The sequence below is a fragment of the Paraburkholderia sp. genome, assembly GCF_047605525.1.
Lineage (GTDB): Bacteria > Pseudomonadota > Gammaproteobacteria > Burkholderiales > Burkholderiaceae > Paraburkholderia.
In genome coordinates this window covers 1-18,879 of the sequence record NZ_JASGFN010000001.1, presented here as the reverse complement: position 1 = coordinate 18,879, position 18,879 = coordinate 1, and the positions used below count along the sequence as shown (strand labels likewise).

At 66.4% G+C, this 18,879-nt stretch carries 21 protein-coding genes; 8 read left to right on the top strand and 13 right to left on the bottom strand.

All coding sequences use genetic code 11. The features are described 5' to 3' along the window. The first annotated feature begins 10 nt into the window (after positions 1–10). The 8 genes from flgF (at position 11) to flgL (ending at position 9,042) form a co-directional block, all read left to right on the top strand. Complete coding sequence (flgF, locus tag QM685_RS00105) at positions 11–769, top strand: flagellar basal-body rod protein FlgF (RefSeq protein WP_415111821.1); 759 nt, start codon at positions 11–13, stop codon at positions 767–769. Positions 770–805: 36 nt separating this feature from the next. Further along, on the top strand, positions 806–1,594 hold the full coding sequence (gene flgG / locus QM685_RS00100; protein WP_415111820.1) for a flagellar basal-body rod protein FlgG: 789 nt from the start codon (positions 806–808) through the stop codon (positions 1,592–1,594). A gap of 29 nt (positions 1,595–1,623) precedes the next feature. Next, the gene (flgH, locus tag QM685_RS00095; RefSeq protein ID WP_415112290.1) at positions 1,624–2,322 is read left to right on the top strand and encodes a flagellar basal body L-ring protein FlgH; all 699 of its coding nucleotides are present in this window, start codon (positions 1,624–1,626) and stop codon (positions 2,320–2,322) included. Between the two features lie 2 nt (positions 2,323–2,324). Continuing rightward, positions 2,325–3,503: a flagellar basal body P-ring protein FlgI gene (locus QM685_RS00090; RefSeq protein ID WP_415111819.1), complete on the top strand. Its 1,179-nt coding sequence runs from the start codon at positions 2,325–2,327 to the stop codon at positions 3,501–3,503. Positions 3,504–3,510: 7 nt separating this feature from the next. Further along, positions 3,511–4,506: a flagellar assembly peptidoglycan hydrolase FlgJ gene (flgJ, locus tag QM685_RS00085; protein ID WP_415111818.1), complete on the top strand. Its 996-nt coding sequence runs from the start codon at positions 3,511–3,513 to the stop codon at positions 4,504–4,506. A gap of 310 nt (positions 4,507–4,816) precedes the next feature. Further along, positions 4,817–5,590: a flagellar brake protein gene (locus QM685_RS00080; protein ID WP_415111817.1), complete on the top strand. Its 774-nt coding sequence runs from the start codon at positions 4,817–4,819 to the stop codon at positions 5,588–5,590. A 213-nt stretch (positions 5,591–5,803) separates the two neighbouring features. Continuing rightward, positions 5,804–7,804 carry a flagellar hook-associated protein FlgK gene (flgK, locus tag QM685_RS00075; RefSeq protein ID WP_415111816.1) on the top strand — a complete coding sequence of 667 codons (2,001 nt, stop codon included), beginning with the start codon at positions 5,804–5,806 and terminating at the stop codon, positions 7,802–7,804. Between the two features lie 11 nt (positions 7,805–7,815). Continuing rightward, complete coding sequence (gene flgL, locus QM685_RS00070; protein WP_415111815.1) at positions 7,816–9,042, top strand: flagellar hook-associated protein FlgL; 1,227 nt, start codon at positions 7,816–7,818, stop codon at positions 9,040–9,042. Between the two features lie 15 nt (positions 9,043–9,057). On the opposite strand, the gene fliR is transcribed toward flgL, so the two are convergent. The 13 genes from fliR to fliE form a co-directional block, all read right to left on the bottom strand. Next, positions 9,058–9,840: a flagellar biosynthetic protein FliR gene (gene fliR, locus QM685_RS00065; RefSeq protein WP_415111814.1), complete on the bottom strand. Its 783-nt coding sequence runs from the start codon at positions 9,838–9,840 to the stop codon at positions 9,058–9,060. Positions 9,841–9,901: 61 nt separating this feature from the next. Then, entirely contained in the window at positions 9,902–10,171 is a 270-nt protein-coding gene (fliQ, locus tag QM685_RS00060; protein WP_415111813.1) for a flagellar biosynthesis protein FliQ, read from the bottom strand. A gap of 52 nt (positions 10,172–10,223) precedes the next feature. After that, on the bottom strand, positions 10,224–10,982 hold the full coding sequence (gene fliP / locus QM685_RS00055; RefSeq protein WP_415112288.1) for a flagellar type III secretion system pore protein FliP: 759 nt from the start codon (positions 10,980–10,982) through the stop codon (positions 10,224–10,226). 107 nt (positions 10,983–11,089) lie between these two features. Then, on the bottom strand, positions 11,090–11,650 hold the full coding sequence (fliO, locus tag QM685_RS00050) for a flagellar biosynthetic protein FliO (RefSeq protein WP_415111812.1): 561 nt from the start codon (positions 11,648–11,650) through the stop codon (positions 11,090–11,092). Continuing rightward, positions 11,647–12,108, bottom strand: a complete 462-nt coding sequence (gene fliN / locus QM685_RS00045; protein ID WP_415111811.1) for a flagellar motor switch protein FliN — start codon at positions 12,106–12,108, stop codon at positions 11,647–11,649. Before fliN ends, fliO begins: the two co-directional genes overlap by 4 nt. Next, positions 12,101–13,102, bottom strand: coding sequence for a flagellar motor switch protein FliM (gene fliM / locus QM685_RS00040; RefSeq protein ID WP_415111810.1), 1,002 nt, complete (start codon positions 13,100–13,102; stop codon positions 12,101–12,103). The genes fliN and fliM overlap by 8 nt, the downstream gene beginning before the upstream one ends. A 58-nt stretch (positions 13,103–13,160) precedes the next feature. Beyond that, positions 13,161–13,661: a flagellar basal body-associated protein FliL gene (fliL, locus tag QM685_RS00035; protein ID WP_415111809.1), complete on the bottom strand. Its 501-nt coding sequence runs from the start codon at positions 13,659–13,661 to the stop codon at positions 13,161–13,163. 285 nt (positions 13,662–13,946) lie between these two features. Continuing rightward, positions 13,947–15,089, bottom strand: a complete 1,143-nt coding sequence (locus QM685_RS00030) for an IS481 family transposase (RefSeq protein WP_415111808.1) — start codon at positions 15,087–15,089, stop codon at positions 13,947–13,949. 213 nt (positions 15,090–15,302) lie between these two features. Continuing rightward, positions 15,303–15,677 carry an EscU/YscU/HrcU family type III secretion system export apparatus switch protein gene (locus QM685_RS00025; RefSeq protein WP_415111807.1) on the bottom strand — a complete coding sequence of 125 codons (375 nt, stop codon included), beginning with the start codon at positions 15,675–15,677 and terminating at the stop codon, positions 15,303–15,305. Continuing rightward, on the bottom strand, positions 15,677–17,128 hold the full coding sequence (locus QM685_RS00020; RefSeq protein ID WP_415111806.1) for a flagellar hook-length control protein FliK: 1,452 nt from the start codon (positions 17,126–17,128) through the stop codon (positions 15,677–15,679). The genes QM685_RS00025 and QM685_RS00020 overlap by 1 nt, the downstream gene beginning before the upstream one ends. Positions 17,129–17,225: 97 nt before the next feature. Continuing rightward, positions 17,226–17,552, bottom strand: coding sequence for a flagellar protein FliT (locus tag QM685_RS00015; protein ID WP_415111805.1), 327 nt, complete (start codon positions 17,550–17,552; stop codon positions 17,226–17,228). Continuing rightward, positions 17,549–17,983, bottom strand: a complete 435-nt coding sequence (fliS, locus tag QM685_RS00010; RefSeq protein WP_415111804.1) for a flagellar export chaperone FliS — start codon at positions 17,981–17,983, stop codon at positions 17,549–17,551. The genes QM685_RS00015 and fliS overlap by 4 nt, the downstream gene beginning before the upstream one ends. 238 nt (positions 17,984–18,221) lie before the next feature. Beyond that, complete coding sequence (fliE, locus tag QM685_RS00005; RefSeq protein WP_415111803.1) at positions 18,222–18,557, bottom strand: flagellar hook-basal body complex protein FliE; 336 nt, start codon at positions 18,555–18,557, stop codon at positions 18,222–18,224. Positions 18,558–18,879 lie beyond the last annotated feature (322 nt).

The window sequence follows — 18,879 nt, the reverse complement described above, 5'->3', positions numbered from 1 at the left end:
GGACCTCATCATGGATCGGCTGATCTACACCGCGATGTCGGGCAGCGCCCAGGCGCTCGAGCAGCAGGCGATCGTCGCGAACAATCTCGCGAACGCGTCGACCACGGGCTTTCGCGCGCAGCTCGAGACTTTCCGTGCCGTGCCGATGTCGTTCGGCGACGGCAGTTCGATCAACGACGACACGACCCGCACCTTCGTGCTGTCGTCGACGCCCGGCGCGGACTACACGCCGGGGCCGATCCAGCAGACAGGCAACCCGCTCGACGTCGCGATCCAGGGGCCGGGCTGGCTGTCGGTGCAGACCGCCGACGGCAACGAGGCCTATACGCGCGCGGGCAATCTGCACGTCGACGAAAACGGCCAGCTCGTGAACGCCACCAACCAGGTGGTGCTCGGCAACGGCGGTCCGGTGTCGGTGCCGCCGGGCGCGGAGATCACGATCGGCAAGGACGGCACGGTGTCGGCGCTGACGCCGGGCGATCCGCCGACCGCGGTCGTCACCGTCGACCAGTTGAAGCTCGTGAACCCCGATCCGCAGACGCTTACGCGCGGCGACGACGGCCTGTTTCGCACCGCCGACGGCAACCCCGCCGACGCCGATCCGGCCGTCACGCTCGCGCCCGCGTCGCTGGAAGGCAGCAACGTGAATCCGGTCAGCGCGATGGTCTCGATGATCACCAACGCGCGCCAGTTCCAGATGCAGACGCAGATGCTGGAAAACGCCGACAAGAACGATCAGTCCGCCAACCAGCTGCTCAGCTTCAGCTAATGGGACGGCAGTAAGCGCCGCCACAGGAGAAGAATTATGAATCGCTCGCTCTACATCGCCGCTACCGGCATGAATGCGCAACAGGCGCAGATGGACGTGATCTCGAACAACCTCGCGAACGTCAGCACCAATGGCTTCAAGGGCTCGCGCGCGGTGTTCGAGGATCTGCTGTACCAGACGATCCGCCAGCCGGGCGCGAACTCGACGCAGCAAACCGAGCTGCCGTCGGGCATCCAGCTCGGCACCGGCGTGCAGCAGGTCGCGACCGAACGCCTCTACACGCAGGGCAACCTGCAGCAGACCGGCAACTCGAAGGACGTCGCGATCAACGGCGCGGGCTTCTTCCAGGTGCAGATGCCCGACGGCACCACCGCCTACACGCGCGACGGCTCGTTCCAGACCAACGCGCAGGGCCAGCTCGTCACATCGAGCGGCTACCAGGTGATCCCGGCGATCACGATCCCGACCAACGCGACCTCGCTGACGATCGGCAGCGACGGCGTCGTGTCGATCACCGTCGCCGGTTCGACCAACAGCCAGCAGCTCGGCTCGATGCAGATCGCGACCTTCATCAACCCGGCCGGGCTGGATGCGAAGGGCGAAAACCTGTTCTCGGAGACCGCGTCGTCGGGCGCGCCGAACGTATCGCAGCCGGGCCTGAATGGCGCGGGCTCGCTCAATCAGGGCTATGTGGAAGCATCGAACGTGAACGTCGTGCAGGAGCTGGTGAACATGATCCAGACCCAGCGCGCGTACGAAATCAACAGCAAGGCCGTGACCACTTCCGACCAGATGCTGCAGACCTTGAGCCAGATGCAGGTTTGAGGACCCGGAATCAAAGACGGTAATCGATGATGTCGCACTCCACTCGCACTCCGGTTCATTCGCGCACGGCCGAGGCTCTCGTGCAGCTCGCGTTGCTCGCGGCCCTCGGCGGTTGCGGCCTCGTGCCGAAGGAACCGATCACGCAGCAGCCGATGACCGCGCTGCCGCCGGTTCCGCCGCAGGCGCAGGCGCCGGGCTCGATCTACAACCCGGGCTTCGCGGGCCGGCCGCTGTTCGAAGACCAGCGGCCGCGCAACGTCGGCGACATCATCACGATCGTGATTGCCGAGAACATCAACGCGACCAAGTCGTCGGGCGCCAATGCGGGCCGCAACGGCACCACGAACTTCGACGTGCCGACCGCGGGCTTTCTCGGCGGACTGTTCGGCAAGACCAACCTGAGCGCGAACGGTGCGAACGTGTTTTCCGGCACCGGCGGCGCGAACGCGTCGAATACCTTCAACGGCACGATCACCGTCACGGTGACGGCCGTGCAGGCGAACGGCAACCTCGTCGTGAGCGGCCAGAAGCAGATGCTGATCAATCAGGGCAACGAGTTCGTGCGCTTTTCGGGCGTCGTGAATCCGAACACGATCTCGAGCCTGAACGCCGTCTACTCGACCCAGGTCGCCGACGCGAAAATCGAGTACTCGGCCAAGGGCTATATAGACGAAGCGCAGAACATGGGCTGGCTCCAGCGGTTCTTCCTCAACGTGGCGCCGTGGTGATCATGGGTACCGTCTTCAAAGCCCTTGCCCGCACGGGCCGCGCGTTCGCCGCATTGACCTCGTCGGTCGCGCTCGCCTGCGCGGCGCTGTCGGCGACACCCGCGCATGCCGAGCGCCTGAAGGACCTCGCGCAGATCCAGGGCGTGCGCGACAACCCGCTGATCGGCTACGGCCTCGTGGTCGGCCTCGACGGCACCGGCGACCAGACCACGCAGACGCCGTTCACGACGCAGACGCTCGCCAACATGCTGGCGAACCTCGGCATCTCGATCAACAACCAGGCGGCGGGCTCGAGCAACCAGCAGTCGTCGCTGTCGAACATCCAGTTGAAGAACGTCGCCGCGGTGATGGTGACGGCGGTGCTGCCGCCGTTCGCGCGAACCGGCGAGCAGATCGACGTCACCGTGTCGTCGCTCGGCAACGCGAAAAGCCTGCGCGGCGGCACGCTGCTGCTCACGCCGCTCAAGGGCGCCGACGGCCAGGTGTACGCGCTCGGCCAGGGCAACATCGCGGTCGGCGGCGCGGGCGCGAGCGCCAACGGCAGCAAGGTGCAGGTCAACCAGTTGGCCGCGGGCCGCATCGCGGGCGGCGCGATCGTCGAGCGCACGGTGCAGACCACGGTGTCGCAGGCGGGCACGATGCAGCTCGACCTGAACGACATGGACTACGACACCACGCAGCGCGTCGTCGCGGCGATCGACAACGCGTTCGGCAGCGGCACCGCGACCGCGCTCGACGGCCGCACGATCCAGTTGCGCGCGCCGGCCGATCCGGCGCAGCAGGTCCAGTTCATGGCGCAACTGCAGAACCTCGACGTGCGGCCCGCGCAGGCGGCCGCGAAGGTGATCCTGAACGCGCGCACCGGCTCGATCGTGATGAACCAGATGGTCACGCTGCAGAACTGCGCGGTCGCGCATGGGAACCTGTCGGTGGTGATCAACACGCAGCCGGTGGTGAGCCAGCCCGGCGCGTTCTCGAACGGCCGCACCGTGGTCGCGCAGCAGTCGCAGATCCAGATGAAGCAGGACAACGGCGCGCTGAAATTGGTGAACGCCGGCGCGAACCTCGCCGAAGTAGTGAAGGCGCTCAACGCCCTCGGCGCGACGCCCGCGGATCTGATGTCGATCCTGCAGGCCATGAAGGCGGCGGGCGCGTTGCGCGCCGATCTGGAAATCATCTAAGGACCGGATGAATTCGAACATGACCAACACCGCCAACTCCGCGAACGATCTGACCGACCGCTTCGCGCTCGACGTGCAAGGCTTCGGCGCATTGAGCGCGCAGGCGAAGGCGTCGCCGCAAGCCGGCATGAAGATGGCCGCGCAGCAGTTCGACGCCGTCTTCACGCAGATGATGTTGAAGAGCATGCGCGATGCGACGCCGCAGGACGGCCCGTTCGATTCGCACGACAGCGCGACCTTCACGTCGATGATGGATCAGCAGTTGTCGCAGCAGTTGTCGAAGAAGGGCATCGGCGTTGCCGACGCCATGCTCAAGCAACTGATGCGCAATCAGGGCATGCAGGTGGGCGGCGGCGCCAACGGCGCGGGCGGGCTGGCCGGCATGGCGAACGCGCTCGGCGGCAGCGGCGGCGACGAAGGCCAGAGCGCGGCGCTCAACGCGCTCGCGCGCGCCTACGGCAACGCGCAGGCGAACGGCCAGCTCGCGCGCGGCCGGCCTTACTCGGCCAACAGCGCATTCACGCCGCCGTTGCGCGGCGACGGCAGCTCGCCGAAGGTCGATGCGTTCGTCGACAAGCTCGCCGCGCCGGCGCAGGCCGCAAGCGCCGCGACCGGCATTCCGGCACGCTTCATCATCGGCCAGGCCGCGCTCGAATCGGGCTGGGGCAAGAGCGAGATCAGGAAGGCCGACGGCTCGACGAGCCACAACGTGTTCGGCATCAAGGCGGGCAGCGACTGGACCGGCAAGACCGTGTCGACGGTCACGACCGAATACGTGAACGGCAAACCGCACCGTTCGGTCGAGAAATTCCGCGCGTACGACTCGTACGAGGAAGCGATGAGCGACTACGCGAGCCTGCTGAAGAACAACCCGCGTTACGCGCAGGTGATCAATTCGTCGCGCGACGTGAACGGTTTTGCGAACGGCATGCAGCGCGCCGGTTATGCGACCGACCCGCATTACGCGAAAAAGCTGATGTCGATCATGCAGAAAATGGGCTGATTAAAAAGCGCGCGCTGGGCGGACGGTTTAAAAACCGATTTTGCCCACTACACGTAAAAACAAGCCGGCGCGCGGATTCGGGAAAAAGGGCTGGATTGTGTTTAACGTTTGCGGCGCGCTCGCGGCAAATATTTAATAGAAAACCCTAAATTTTGGCGGGATACTGCCGCTAACGAGTTAGACCCGATCCCGGAAGAAACTGTAATTTTTCCGCTCGAACGCGCGTGCCACGGCTTCGCGGCAGACCGCGAAAGCAAAGTCCCGGCCAAGCCCGGCACGTGCCCGCAAGAACATGCATACCGGCAAGCTCATGGATATGAACCAGTCGAACGGCCAGACCGACACACACGGCCCGTCGCACGTCGCGGACCACGAAAGCGTTCCCGATTTTGGCCGTCGCAATCCGCTGGAAATCGGCGTGCAACTGCGCAATCTCGTCAATCGCGGCGACTTCCTCACCGTCGAATATGCAGGTGGGCAGCTCGTCACGCGTCTGCTCGACGTCGACGTGCGCGAGCGCACCTTCACTTTCGATTGGGGCGCGCTCTCCGAGCAGAACCAGGGTTTGCTGGCGGCGCCGCGCTGCCAGTTTCACGCGTCGCCGGACGGCGTGCGCGTCGATTTCTCGACCGCGATGCCGCGCGAGACCCGCTTCGAGGGACTGCCCGCATTCGAGGCCGATTTCCCCGACGTGCTGTTCTACGTGCAGCGCCGCGAATACTTCCGCGTCGCCACGCCGATCCTCGACCCGTATGTCTGCACCGGGCGCCTTCCCGCGGGCGATACGTTCCGCTTCGAGGTGCACGACCTGTCGCTGGGCGGCCTCGGCCTGCACACGACCGACGAGCGCGTCGCCGAACTGCCGATGGGCGCGCGGCTGATGGACTGCCAGTTCGCGCTCGGTTCGTTCGGGCGGCTGTCGCTCGATCTGCAGCTCGTGTCGCATCGCGCGATCGCGCTGCCGAACGGCACGCAGCGCTATCAGCTCGGCTTCCGCTTTCTCGCGCTGCCGGGCAGCGCGGAAAACACGCTGCAGCGGGTGATCACCCAGCTCGAAATGAAGCGCCGCCAGCTCGCGCGCTAGGCGACGACGCGCCGCGCGGCGGCATGCGCGCGGAGCACGCAGGAGCACACGAAAAACACGTCGGGCATGCGGACGACGGCAAACGTTGCACTCGCGCCCGTGACAGCCGCAAACGTAGTGGCGTGGCCCTCAATTTTTCGCACGGCGGGCCGTTAAAGAGGATGTTCCAGTAACGCGGCGGCGTGCCGGAGATGCCGCCCTTCAGGATGACGCATGTCCAGCAATCTCTTGACTATCGGCCTTAGCGGACTCAACGCGGCCCAATGGGGTTTGACGACGACTGGTGAAAACATCAGCAACGCGTCGACACCCGGCTATTCGATCGAGACCCCCGTCTATGCGGAGACGGGCGGCAGCTACACCGGCTCCGGCTATCTGCCGATGGGCGTCTCCACGGTGACCGTGCAGCGCCAGTACAGCCAGTACCTGACGACCGAGCTGAACAACGCGCAGTCGGCCAGCAGCGCGCTCTCGACGTACAGCACGATGATCTCGCAGCTGAACAACCTGGTCGGCAGCCCGACCTCGGGGATCGCGAGCGCCATCACCGGCTTTTTCACCGGTTTGCAGAACGTGGCGAACGGCGCGTCGAGCATCGCGACGCGGCAGACCGCGATCAGCGACGCGCAGACGCTCGCGAACCAGATCAACGCGGCGGGCCAGCAATACGACTCGATGCGCGCGAGCGTCAACACGCAACTGAGCGACGCGGTCACGCAGATCAACACCTACACCGCGCAGATCGCGTCGCTGAACTCGCAGATCACGCAGGCGAGCGGCCAGGGCCAGCCGCCGAACCAGTTGCTCGACGAACGCGACGAAGCGGTGTCGAACCTGTCGCAACTGATCGGCGTGTCGGTCGTGCAGGACAACGGCAGCTACAGCGTGTTCATGTCGAACGGCCAGCCGCTCGTGCTGTCCGGCAACAGCTTCAATCTCGGCACGGCGACGTCGTCGAGCGATCCGAGCGAGCTGTCGGTGCAGTATCTCGGCCAGGCCGGCGCGAAGGCGACGCCGACCCCGCAGACGCTGTCCGACACGGATGTCTCCGGTGGCACGCTCGGCGGCTTGCTGCAATTCCGCTCGCAGACGCTCGATCCGGCCGAGGCGCAACTCGGCGCGATCGCGACGAGCTTCGCCGCGCAGGTGAACGCGCAGAACGAACTCGGCATCACGCTGAACGGCACCGCGGGCGGCGCGCTGTTTACCGTCGGCTCGCCGGCCGTGTACGCGAACTCGCGGAACACCGGCAACGCGACGCTCGGCGTGTCGTTCGCCGACGCGACCCAGCCGACCACCAGCGACTACACGCTGTCGTACGACGGCAGCACCTATACGCTGACCGACAACGAGACCGGCGGCATCGTCGGCTCCGCGTCGGATCTGAGCCAGCCGATCGGCGGCCTGCAGTTCTCGGCCACCGGCACGATGAAGGCGGGCGACTCGTTCTCGATCGAGCCGACGCGCGGCGCGCTGAACAACTTCGCGCTGACCACCACGTCGGCCTCGGCGATCGCGGCCGCGGCGCCGGTGCTCGCATCGGCTTCGTCGTCGAACACCGGCAGCGCGACGATCACGCAGGGCACGGTATCGGCCGGCTACACCGCGCCGACCACCGCGTCGACGATCACCTATACCGCCGGCACCGGCCTCACCGGTTTCCCGCCGAATTCGGTGGTGACGGTGGCGGGCACGCCGCCGACCTCGTACACGATCAACTCGTCGACGGACGCCGTGCCGTACTCGGCCGGCTCGGGCGCGACGCTGACGATCACCAGCCCGGCCGATCCGGCGCAGCCGACCACCGGTGCCAACATGAACAACGTGACGGTGACGATCAGCGGCGCGCCGTCGGACGGCGACTCGTTCTCGATCGGGCCCAACACCGGCGCGAGCAACGACGGCCGCAACGCGCAGTTGCTGTCGAACCTGACCACCGCGAAGGTGATGTCGGGCGGCACGTCGACGCTGACGGGCGCTTACGCGAGCTACGTGAACCAGATCGGCAACCAGACCACGCAGATCCAGACCTCCGCGACCGCGCAAAGCACGCTCGTCACGCAGATCACGACCGCGCAGCAGTCGGTGTCGGGCGTCAACATCAATGAGGAAGCAGCCAATCTGCTTCAGTACCAGCAGCTCTACCAGGCGAACAGCAAGGTGATCCAGACCGCGCAGACCCTGTTCCAGACATTGCTTGGCATCTTCTCGTAAGGCGTCGAATCATGCGTATTTCCAGCGCGCAGTACTTCAGCATGAACGTCGAGACAATGAGCAACCAGCAGGCTCAGTTGTCGCAGATCTATCAGGAAATCTCGAGCGGCTCGAGCCTGAGCACTCCCGCCGACAATCCGCTCGGCGCGGCCCAGGCGGTGCAGCTCAGCTCGACGGCGACCGCGCTGTCGCAATACACGACGAACCAGAACTCGGCGCTGGCGTCGCTGCAGGCCGAGGACTCGACGCTCTCGAGCGTGGTCACGACGCTGCAAAGCGCGAACACGCTGGGCCTGAGCGTCGGCAGCGGCGTGCTGAACGACACCAACCGCGCGGCGATCGCCGCGCAGTTGACGACCTTGCGCGATCAACTGCTGACCTACGCGAACGCGACCGACGGCTCCGGCAACGCGCTCTTCGCCGGATTCCAGAATTCGACCCAGCCGTTCACCACCGACGCGGCCGGCAACGTCGTCTATTCGGGCGATACCGGCTCGCGCGCCGTGCAGATCACCGACAGCAACCAGGTCGCGACCGGCGACAACGGCATGTCGGTGTTCATGAGCGTCGGCGCGACCAATGCCGAGCCGATCGCGGCCGGCAATCCGGCCAACACCGGCACGGGCGTGATCGGCGCGGTGACGGTCAACGATCCGACCAACGCGGCGAACGCGGATTCGTACCAGATCCAGTTCAGCGGCAGCGGCTCCTCGCTCACCTATACGATCACCGACACGACGACGGGCACCGTGGGCACGCCGCAGGCCTATACCGAGGGCTCGAACATCACGCTGGGCGGCCAGAGCGTCGCGATCAGCGGCACCCCGGCCGCCAACGACACGTTCACGGTGCAACCGGCCAACCAGGCGGGCACCGATGTGTTCGCGAACCTGAACGCGATGATCGCCGCGCTCCAGCAGCCGGTGAGCGGCAACGCGGCGGCGGCCGCGACATTGCAGAACGCGATGAACACGGGGCTCTCGCAACTCGCCAACACGCTGAACAACGTGACGGCGGTGCAGGCGTCGGTGGGTGGCCGCGAACAGGAAGTGCAGGCGGTGCAAACGGTCACGTCGACCAACTCGTTGCAGACGCAGAGCAACCTCGAGGATCTGACCTCGACGGACATGGTCTCGGCGATCAGCAAGTACACGCTGACGCAGGCAGCGTTGCAGGCTTCGCAGCAGGCGTTCGTGCAGATCCAGAACATGTCGCTGTTCCAGTACATCAACAACTGATCCGGCGAACGATCGTTACCTGAGCGCCGCCGCGAACCGCCCCATCTCGTCCAGGCCGCTATCGAAGAGCCGCGCGAAGAACGGGATCATGTTCGGCAGCATCAGTTGCACGAGCAGCAGGCCGACCAGCATCGTCAGCGGAAAGCCGATCTGGAACACGCCGATCTGCGGCGCCGCGCGGTTGAGAATGCCGAGCGCGAGGTTCGCGATCAGCAGCGCGACGACCACCGGCAGCGCGAGCAGCAGCCCCGCCGAGAAGATCGAGCCGCCCCAGCCGGCGAGCGTCTGCCAGCCCTGCGGCGCGAGCAGGTTGGCCGACACCGGCACCGACTGGAACGTCGTCACGAGCGCGGCGATCATCTGCAGATGCCCGTCGACGGCGAGAAACACGAGTGTCGCGATCGTCGTCATGTAGCGCGAGATCACGACGCCCGAGCCGGTCGCCTGCGCATCGAAGAAGGTCGCGAAACCGAGGCCCATGCCGAGGCCGATGAATTCACCGGTCGCGTCGATTGCCTGGAAGACGATCTGCATCGTTACGCCGAGCCCGATGCCGATCAGGAACTGGTTGACGAGAATCCACACGCCGTCCGCGGAGAACACGGTGACCTGCGGCAGCGCGCCGATGGTCGGCGCGACGATGATCGTCGTGAACGCGGCGAGGCCGATCTTCACGCGCGAGGGCAGCGCCACGTTGCCGAACACGGGCGCGGTGGCGATCAGCGCGGCGATGCGCGCGAACGGCCACAGGAACGCGGTCAGCCAGAGGTTCAGTTGCGCGTAGGTGACCGAGAACATGGCGGGCAGAGGGGGCGGCGTTCAGGCCTGGCGTGGCGGGAACCGAAGCGCGTCGGCGCGCTCAGTTCACGAGCGTCGGAATCGCGCTCAACGTGTGGCGCAGATAGTCGAGCATCGTCGTCAGCATCCACGGCCCGGCGATCACCATCGTCGCGGCGATCGCGAGCAGCTTCGGAATGAACGACAGCGTGTTTTCGTTGATCTGCGTGGCCGCCTGGAACAGGCTCACGAGCAGGCCGACGGCGAGCGCGACGAGCAGCAGGGGGGCGGCCAGCATGAGACCGATGTACATGGCCTCGTGGGCCAGCGTCATGACTGCTTCGGGTGTCATCGTGAGTGCCTGAAGAAAACGAACAAACGGGCGAACAGCAACGCGGCGCCGCTCAGACGAAACTTTGCGCGAGCGAGCCGAGCAGCAACTGCCAGCCGTCGACGAGCACGAACAGCATCAGCTTGAACGGCAGCGAAATCGTCGCGGGCGATACCATCATCATCCCCATCGACATCAGCACGCTCGCGACCACCATGTCGATGATCAGGAACGGAATGAAGATCGTGAAGCCGATCGTGAAGCCGGTCTTCAGCTCGCTCGTCACGAACGCGGGCACGAGCAGCGACAGCGGTACGTCTTCGGGACCCTGCATCGGCGCCGCGTGCGAGATGCGCGCGAACAGCGCGAGATCGCTTTCGCGGGTCTGCCGCAGCATGAAGGTCTTGAACGGCGCGACGCCGCGCGCGAGCGCCTGGTCCATCGGCAGCGTGCCCTCGGAGAACGGCTTGTAGCCTTCGTTATACGCCTTGTCGAGCACCGGCGACATCACGAACAGCGTGAGAAACAGCGCGAGCCCGACGAGCACCTGGTTCGGCGGCGTGGTGGTCGTGCCGAGCGCCTGGCGCAGCAGCGACAGCACGATCACGATGCGCGTGAAGCTCGTCATCATCAGCACCATCGCGGGCAGGAACGACAGCATCGTGAGCAGCAGCATCGTCTGCACGCTCAGCGAGTAGGTCGTGCCGCCGTTCGGGCCGGGGCTCGTCGTAAAGGCCGGCAGGCCGGCGGTTTGCGCGAACGCGCGCGTCGGCAGCGCGAACAGCAGGGCCGGCAGCGCCAGCGCAAGCAACGGCGCCGCGCGGCGCAGCATCGCGACGAGTCGCGCGGCGGCGGTGCCGCGTGTGTCGCCGCGTACGTCGCGCCCGGCACGTGCCGCGCGTACGGCCTGAAGATCCGATTGCATGAAACTGACCTGCATTACCGCTCCCCGCCGCCGCGCGCGTTGAAACGTTTGCCCACTTCGCCCTTCATGGCGTCGCGAAAGCGTTGACCAAAAGTGCCGGGAAGCGGCGCCTGCGAACCGGTGGCGGCGGCCGCGACGGAACCCGCCGGCATCGTATGAAGCAGACGCACGTTGCCGGGCGCCGCGCCGAGCACGAGCCACGTATCGCCGATCTCGACGACCGCGACACGCTCCTTGCCGCCGAGCGACGCGCCGCCGACCGTCCTGACGAGCCCGCCGCGCTGGCCCGGCTGCAGGCCGAAGCGCCGCGCGAGCCACGCGCAGCCGAACACGAGGCCGATCACGACCGCGAGCCCGACGAAGGTCTGCAATACCGCGCCGACGCCGAGCGCCGGCACCGCGCTGCCCGCGCCGACGCCGGAGGCGATCTTCGCGGCGTTGTTGACCGCGTTGATGTCGGCGGCGCGCGCGGCGGCCGGTGCATAAAGCACCGCCGCGGTGGCCAGTGCCAACGCGGCCCGCAACGGGACATTGCGCGACGCCACCGGCACGTCGCGAACGGCGACGCGTCTCATCGATTGAGCTTCCGGATGCGTTCGGACGGCGTGATGATGTCGGTCAGGCGAATGCCGAACTTGTCGTTCACGACGACCACTTCGCCCTGCGCGATCAGGCAGCCGTTGACGAGCACGTCCATCGGCTCGCCGGCGAGGCCGTCGAGTTCGACGACCGAGCCCTGCGCGAGCTGCAGCAGGTTGCGGATCGCGATCTTGGTGCGGCCGAGCTCGACCGTCATCTGGACCGGAATGTCCAGGATCATGTCGATGTCGTTGTGCGTCGAGGTCGGCTCGACCTTCGACAGCGGCTGGAACACACCGCCCGCGGCCGGGTTGATTTCGGCGTTGCCGTTCTGTTCGGCGAGCGCGCTCGCCCAGTCGGCCATCGCGTCGTCTTCTCCGCTGCCGGGTGCGCCGGCGGCCAGTTGCTCGGCGGCCGCCAGTTCGGCCTCGGGATTTGCGTTCAGGTCACTCATATCCACCACCTTCCTTCATCGTGTCGGCTGCGCTGATCATCTTCTGGACCCGCAACGCGTACTGACCATTGAAAATTCCGTAGCCGCATTCCATCACCGGCACGCCGTCGACTTTCGCGGTGATGTGCTCGGGGATGTTGATCGGCAGAACATCGCCTTTGCGCATGTTCAGGATCTGTTCGAACGTGACCGGCACCTGCGCGAGGTCGGCGGTCAGTTGCACTTCGGCCGCCTGTACCTGCTGCGACAGCACGCGCACCCAGCGGCGGTCGACGTCCATCGCCTCGCCCTGGATCGGCGAGGAGAGCACGTCGCGGATCGGCTCGATCATCGAATACGGCATGCAGATATGCAGCGTGCCGCCCGTCGAGCCGAATTCGATCGAGAACTGCGTGACGATGACGATTTCGTTCGGCGTCGCGACGTTGGCGAACTGCGTGTGCATTTCCGAGCGCACGTATTCGAACTGCAGCGGGCGCACGCTCTTCCACGACGCCGTGTAATGCTCGAACGTCAGATTGAGCAGTTTCATGATGATGCGCTGCTCGGTCTGCGTGAAATCGCGCCCTTCGACGCGCGTATGGAAGCGGCCGTCGCCGCCGAACAGGTTGTCGACGACGAAGAACACGAGGTTCGGATCGAACACGAACAGCGACGTGCCGCGCAGCGGCTTCACGTGGACCAGGTTCAGGTTGGTCGGGATCGGCAGGTTGCGCGTGAATTCGCTGTACTTCTGCACCTTCACCGGACCGACGGAAATTTCCGCCGAGCGCCGCATGAAGTTGAAAATGCCGACGCGCAACAGGCGCGCGAAGCGGTCGTTGATGATTTCGAGGCCCGGCATGCGGCCACGGACGATCCGTTCCTGCGTCGCGATGTTGTACGGACGCACGCCCGTGCGGTCGGTCTGCTCGGTTTCGGTGTCGGATTCGCCGGTGACGCCCTTCAGAAGGGCATCGACCTCCTCCTGGGACATGAACTCTTCGTGGCCCATTGCTTATTCCTCGTGCGTCCCTTGGCGGTTGATGATGGCAGCGCTAGACAACGTCACGTCACTGCACGACGAACTCGGTGAACAGCACGTCCTGCACGCGCAGCGGCGCGGCGCCCCGGTCGGTCGGTTCGGCGATCAGCGTCTTCAGCTCCTCGGCGAGCGCGCGCTTGCCTTCGAGCGGCGCGAGTTCTTCCGGATGCTTGTTCGACAGCGCGAGCAGGATGCGGCTTCGCACTTCCGGCATGTGATCGGTGAGCGCCTGCTGGGTGGTGGCGTCGCCGAGCTTGAGCGTGAGGCCGATGCGCAGGAAATGCTGCTGGCCGTCGTCCGATTGCAGGTTGACGGTCATCGATTCGAGCGGGAAGAAGAGCGGCACGGTGGGCGCGGCTGGCGCGGCTTCGGTGGATGAGGCGACTGGCGCGTGCCTGGACATGAAGAACCACACGCCCGCGCCGGCCGCGGCCGCGGCGATGAGCGCAATGACGGCGATCAGGATGATGCGCTTCAAGGGGCCCGGTGAGGCGGGCGCGGCTTGCTGAGGTGCGGTGGTGGATGCCATGAGGTTTGCTGTGCTGGCTTGAGTATGGGTTAGGGTGATTGTTGTTGATTTGGCTGCGCCGCGATGGGTCGAAAAGAAGGGTTATTGAGGGTTATCTCTGGTTTTTGAGTTTTGTGGGTGGGGTTTGGTTTTGTCGTTGTTCGTGGGGTGTTGGCCTTTCCTTGTGTTCATGTCGGTCTGTTGGCGTTGCCCCTGTGCGGGGCGGCACCTACTTTCTTTGCAGCAGTGTATGGACCGGAGACATGGGTAACAGGTGTGCGGAGACATGGGTAACACATGATCCGCTCATCCGGGTTGATCCAGGTTGATGGTTCCGAAATGATGATGCGCAAAAAACAGGTCGTAGCAGTTCTCCTGGCCCGCCCGCTCGCGGATGGCGACCGGCAGGTCATGCAGGGCGCTCGATACCTTGAACCGTCGCGCCCTGAAGCGTAGCTCTCCGTTCCATCGCACGCGCTGCACCACGTCGTTCTCACCATATTCGACCGGCGGCAGGATCTCGGGGTAGGCACGCGGACTGGGCCGGTAGCGTGTCACAGGCGTCGCCATGCCCAGTGCCTGATGCGGGCGTTGATGGTTATAGACCGTGCGCCAGGCATCGAACGCGCGTTGCGCGCTGGGCAGATCGCTGAAGTAACGCCCGTTGATCACCTCTGCCTTCAGGGTGCGGTGAAACCGCTCCTCCTTGCCGTTGGTCTGCGGATGGGCCACGCGGCTGTGGGAAAGCCGGATACCCAGCCGGATCAGCCAGATGGCCAGCCCGGTCAGCTGCCCCGGCTGGCTGGGGCTGCCCCACGGCGAGCCATTGTCCGCGTTGATGCGTAGCGGCAAGCCGTAGCGGCGAAACGTACGCTCCAGATGGTGCTGCACGGTCCGGCTGTCGGTGCAGCCGCAGGCATCGAGTGTCAGGTTGTAGCGCGAATGGTCGTCGAGCACGGTCAGTGGCGAACAGCGTCGTCCGTCCCGCAGGTCGAACCAGCCCTTGAAATCCATCTGCCAGAGTTCGTTGGGCTGGGCATGCTCGAAGCGCTGCCATGGCGTGGCGGCCGCGGACGCCGCCTCGTCGATCAGGCTGTGGCGATGCAGGATATCCGTCACGGTGCTGGGGGCGGGCACGTGCGTGTGACCCTGATCGCGCAGGCGCCGGCTGATCTTGCGCCCGCCCCAGGCCGGATGCGCCTGGCGCAGTTCCACCACCTGCTGCCCGACTGAGGGTGTCGTGCGCGCCGGGCTCTGCAGGGGTCGGCGCGAGCGGTCCGCCAGTGCGGTGGCGCCGTCGTCCCGTGCGTGACGGGCAAGCCACTTGTAGCCGGTCTTCGGACTGATGCCGAAGCGTCGGCACAGTTCACGCCGGTTGGCGCCGTCCTGCAAAGCCAGATGAACGAATTCCAGACGCAGGTTCATGGTGTCTCCCGGGTTCCAGGGCATGAACGGCTCCAGGCGAATCACTCGCCCAGAGTGTTACCCATGTCTCCGCACACCTGTTACCCATGTCTCCGGTCCATACACTGCTGCAAAGAAAGTAGGTGCCGCCCCGCACAGGGGCAACGCCAACAGACCGACATGAATACAAGGAAAGGCCAACACCCCAAGAACAACGAAAAAAAACAGATATCACCCCGCACATCGGCACCACAAACACTAGGCACCACGGGGCGCAGCCCCCCCACCACCCCCAACGTCAATAGCAACAACATCAACCACATCCTGCGCAGCACTACTCCCCACCTCATGTGCCGTTTCAACATCAGCACCGCTCTCCAACCGATGCAGCCACGCAAGCAACTCCGCGACGGCCTGATAAAGCTGCGGCGGAATCCGCGCATCGAGATCGACCTGCATCAGCAGCGACACCATCTCCGGTGCCTCGTGCACATAAAGACCCGCTTCCTTCGCGCGCTGCACGATCATCTCGGCGAGCAGCCCATACCCTTTCGCGACGACGCGCGGCGCCGCTTCGCCGCTCTGGGTGTCGTAGACGAGCGCAGCCGCGCTGCGGCGATGGGTGCGGCTCATCAGATGTCCCAGTCGAAGTCGTCGCGCGATGCGCCCGGCGTGCCGCGCGCGCTCGTCGAACCGTAGGCCGCGGAGCGCCCCGAAGCCGCCGATGCAGCCGAGCGCGCATACGCTGACGCCGCTGCTTGCCCTCCCGCCGCACCCGCCCCCACGGCCGGCGTGCCGCCGCCAATCTCGCGAATCGTCAGCCCCCGCAACTCGATGCCCGCCGCCGCGAGCCGCTGACGGAAGCTGTCGCCCTGCATCGCGAGCCGCGCTGCGCCGTGCGGACTCGCCTGCACGCGCGCGGTGAGCTGCATGCCGGTCAACGTCAGTTCGGCGTCGACGGTGCCGAGCGTCGGCAGCGACAGCGTCAGGCGTGTGCGCCACGGCTGGCCGTCCTCGCTCGCGAGACCGCCGCCGCCGCGGTCCCATTCGTCACCGTCCTGTTCGATGGTCCAGTCGAGCCGCGCGCCGGGCCACGCTTCGCCGGTCCAGCGAAACTGGCCGGTCGCGAGCATATCGAGTTGCTGCCGCACGAGCGGCACCGTTGCCGGATGAACGGCCGCCGCCATCGATTGCGCGTTCTGCGGCGAACCGGTATCCGCCGTTTGCGACGCTCCGCCATGCAGCCCGGCGTGCGCGGGCTGGTCGGCGAGGTCGGACAGCGAACTCGCCAGCACCTCGCCCGCGGCCAGACGCGCGGCTTGCGCGGTCAGGATCGATGGCATCGCGTGCGCGGGGTTGTTGTCGGACGCGGCGTTCGGCGTGCCGGCTTGTGCTCCCCCCTGGGCTCCACTCGCCGCGCCGCCTGGCATGCCGCGCGGCACGGCGCCGGCCATGCCGTCGGACGCGCCACCCGCCGCGCCCGGCCAGGCGCGCGGCGCGGCCGCGTCGCCATCCGCGTCAGTCCAGTCGAGCGGCAATTGCGAGGCCGCGACCAGCCGGTTCTGTGCCTCGCCCGCCAGCGTGGCCGGCGAGCGCTGGCCGACCAGCCACGCGGCGAGATGCGCCTCGTAGAACAGGCCGCTATCGCTGACCGTCTGTTCGAGCGCGGCCGCGAGCGCCGCGACCGGCACCTCGGCGGCCGCCACGCTGGCGGCGGCGGCCGTCGCGCTTGCGTTCGCGGCGGGGTTGGCGTTGGTAGTGGAAGCCGCATCGGCCAGCGGCGAGCCCGCCACGGCGATGTCGAGCGCCGGCGCGGCCGCCCAGATCGGCGCCTGGCCGAGCACGGCGGGCGTTGCTTCGCCGCCCGAGCGCGCGATCGCGTCGAGCGTCAGCGCGACCGCCGACAGCGCGGTTTGCGCGGACGCCTGCGGCGCGGGCGTCGCGCCGGGAGTCGCGGAAGCCGGCGCGCCAGCGACGCCGGCCGCCCCGGTCTGCGCCGTGCTCGCGCTGCCCGGCGCGATGCCGGGCAGGCTGTCGACCCGGCTCGAAAGCACCGAAGCGAGGGCCGTGTCGATTCCGTTCATGCCGGTTCCTTGGTCGCATTGGCGACGGTGCGCTCAACGCTCTGAGTGCTCTGATCGGTTAGGCGCGCGGCCCGCTGGAACTCGCCGAAGCCCGCATTCAGCGCGCTCCGTACAGTTCCTTGAGCACGCGCGACGGCCGCCCGGCGAACAGCGCCGACAGATTCGCCATGCGCGGATTCGCGAGGTCGCGGATCGCGGCGTCGTCGGCGAGAATCTGGCGAATCAGCGCGTACTTGCGCAGCCGCTCGGCCTCGTCGAGCCTGACGCCGTCGTCCGCTTCCTTGAGCGCTTCGACCAGTTGCCGGTATTCTTCCTGCAAGTGGACCAGATCGGTCCACAACGCGCGCCGGGCCGCCGTCAGCATGCGGCAGGACAGCGCTGCGATCGCCTCGTAGCGGGCAAAATATTCTGCGTTCGATGTCATCTCAGGCTTTCCGCGGCTGGCTGGGCTGCCATCCGCGCGACCTCCGGGGCAATCCCGATCCATGCCTCTTCGAGCGTCGCGAGCAGGCCGTCGATTTCCACCAGCATCGCTTCGCTTTGCTGGATATTGGCTTCGAGCAGCCGGCGCGTCATATAGCTGTACAGCGCGTTCAGCCGCCCCGCGATTTCGCCGCCCGCCTCGAGGTTGAGCGACTGCTGCAACCCGCTTTCGACGATCCGGATCGCCTTGCTGATCGCCATCCCTCGCCCGGCCACATTGCCCTGCTGGAAATGCATGCGGGCCTGCGCGATCGCCTGCCTCGCGCCCTGGTACAACAACACGATGAGACGGTGCGGACTCGCGCCCGTCACGGCCGTCTCGACCCCGACGCGCGCATACGCGTTGGCTCCAGCGTGACCCGGGGAAAACATCGGCGCTCCTCCTCTGATACTGATTGATGCGGTTAAGTCGTGGCATGGCCGTGCCGCGCGTCGCCGCGCCGGTGTGACCTGTACCCTGGTTATCGGATACGCGACGGCAAAGCTTTAGACCAATGTAAGGAGGATCCGGACACGTGGAAAGACGCCCGGCAGGCACGCATGCCGAACCGGCCGGCGCTCGCGCCGGCCTTCCTTGCCGGGGTCTTCGCGCGGGACCTGGCGGCCCCGTTCAGATCGACATCTGCGCGATGTCGTTGTAGGCGGCGACCAGCTTGTTGCGCACTTGCAGACCGAACTGGAAGCCGACGTTGGCCTTCTGCATGTCGACCATCACGTCGTTCAACGACACGTTCGGCGAGCCGAGTTCGAACGCCTGCGATTCGCCGATCGCGCTCTGCTGGTCGCTGCTGATCTTGGCGAGCGAGGCTTTGAGCGCCGCCGCGAAACTGGCGGGCGTCGCCGCGCCGGACTGTTGCGCCGCCGGGCTCGCTTCGCCGGCCGCTTGCGCCGCCATCGCCTGCATCTGTTGCAGCGCCGACGAAAGCGCGTTCACGGGCATCGTCATGTTTTCTCCGTTGAATGAACCACCGGACTGTCATCGGACGTACCGGCGTGGATGAAAGAATAGCAGCGCCCCCTCCGGGAAAGTCCCGAAACTAGGGGGGAAACCCGGCTCTATTCAAGCAATCGGCGCGCGCCGCGCCGCGGATAATTTCAAGGGTGAAAGTCTCTGTCCGTCCGCCCGCCGAACCCCGGCGCGGCATCACGGCAGAACGCCAAGGCATCCCCCGGAGAACCCCGACGCATGGATTCGTCAGCCAACTCGTTGATCAACCCCGACGCCCGCATGGGGCTGGCCGGCGCGCAGCCCGCGTCCGGCCAGCCCG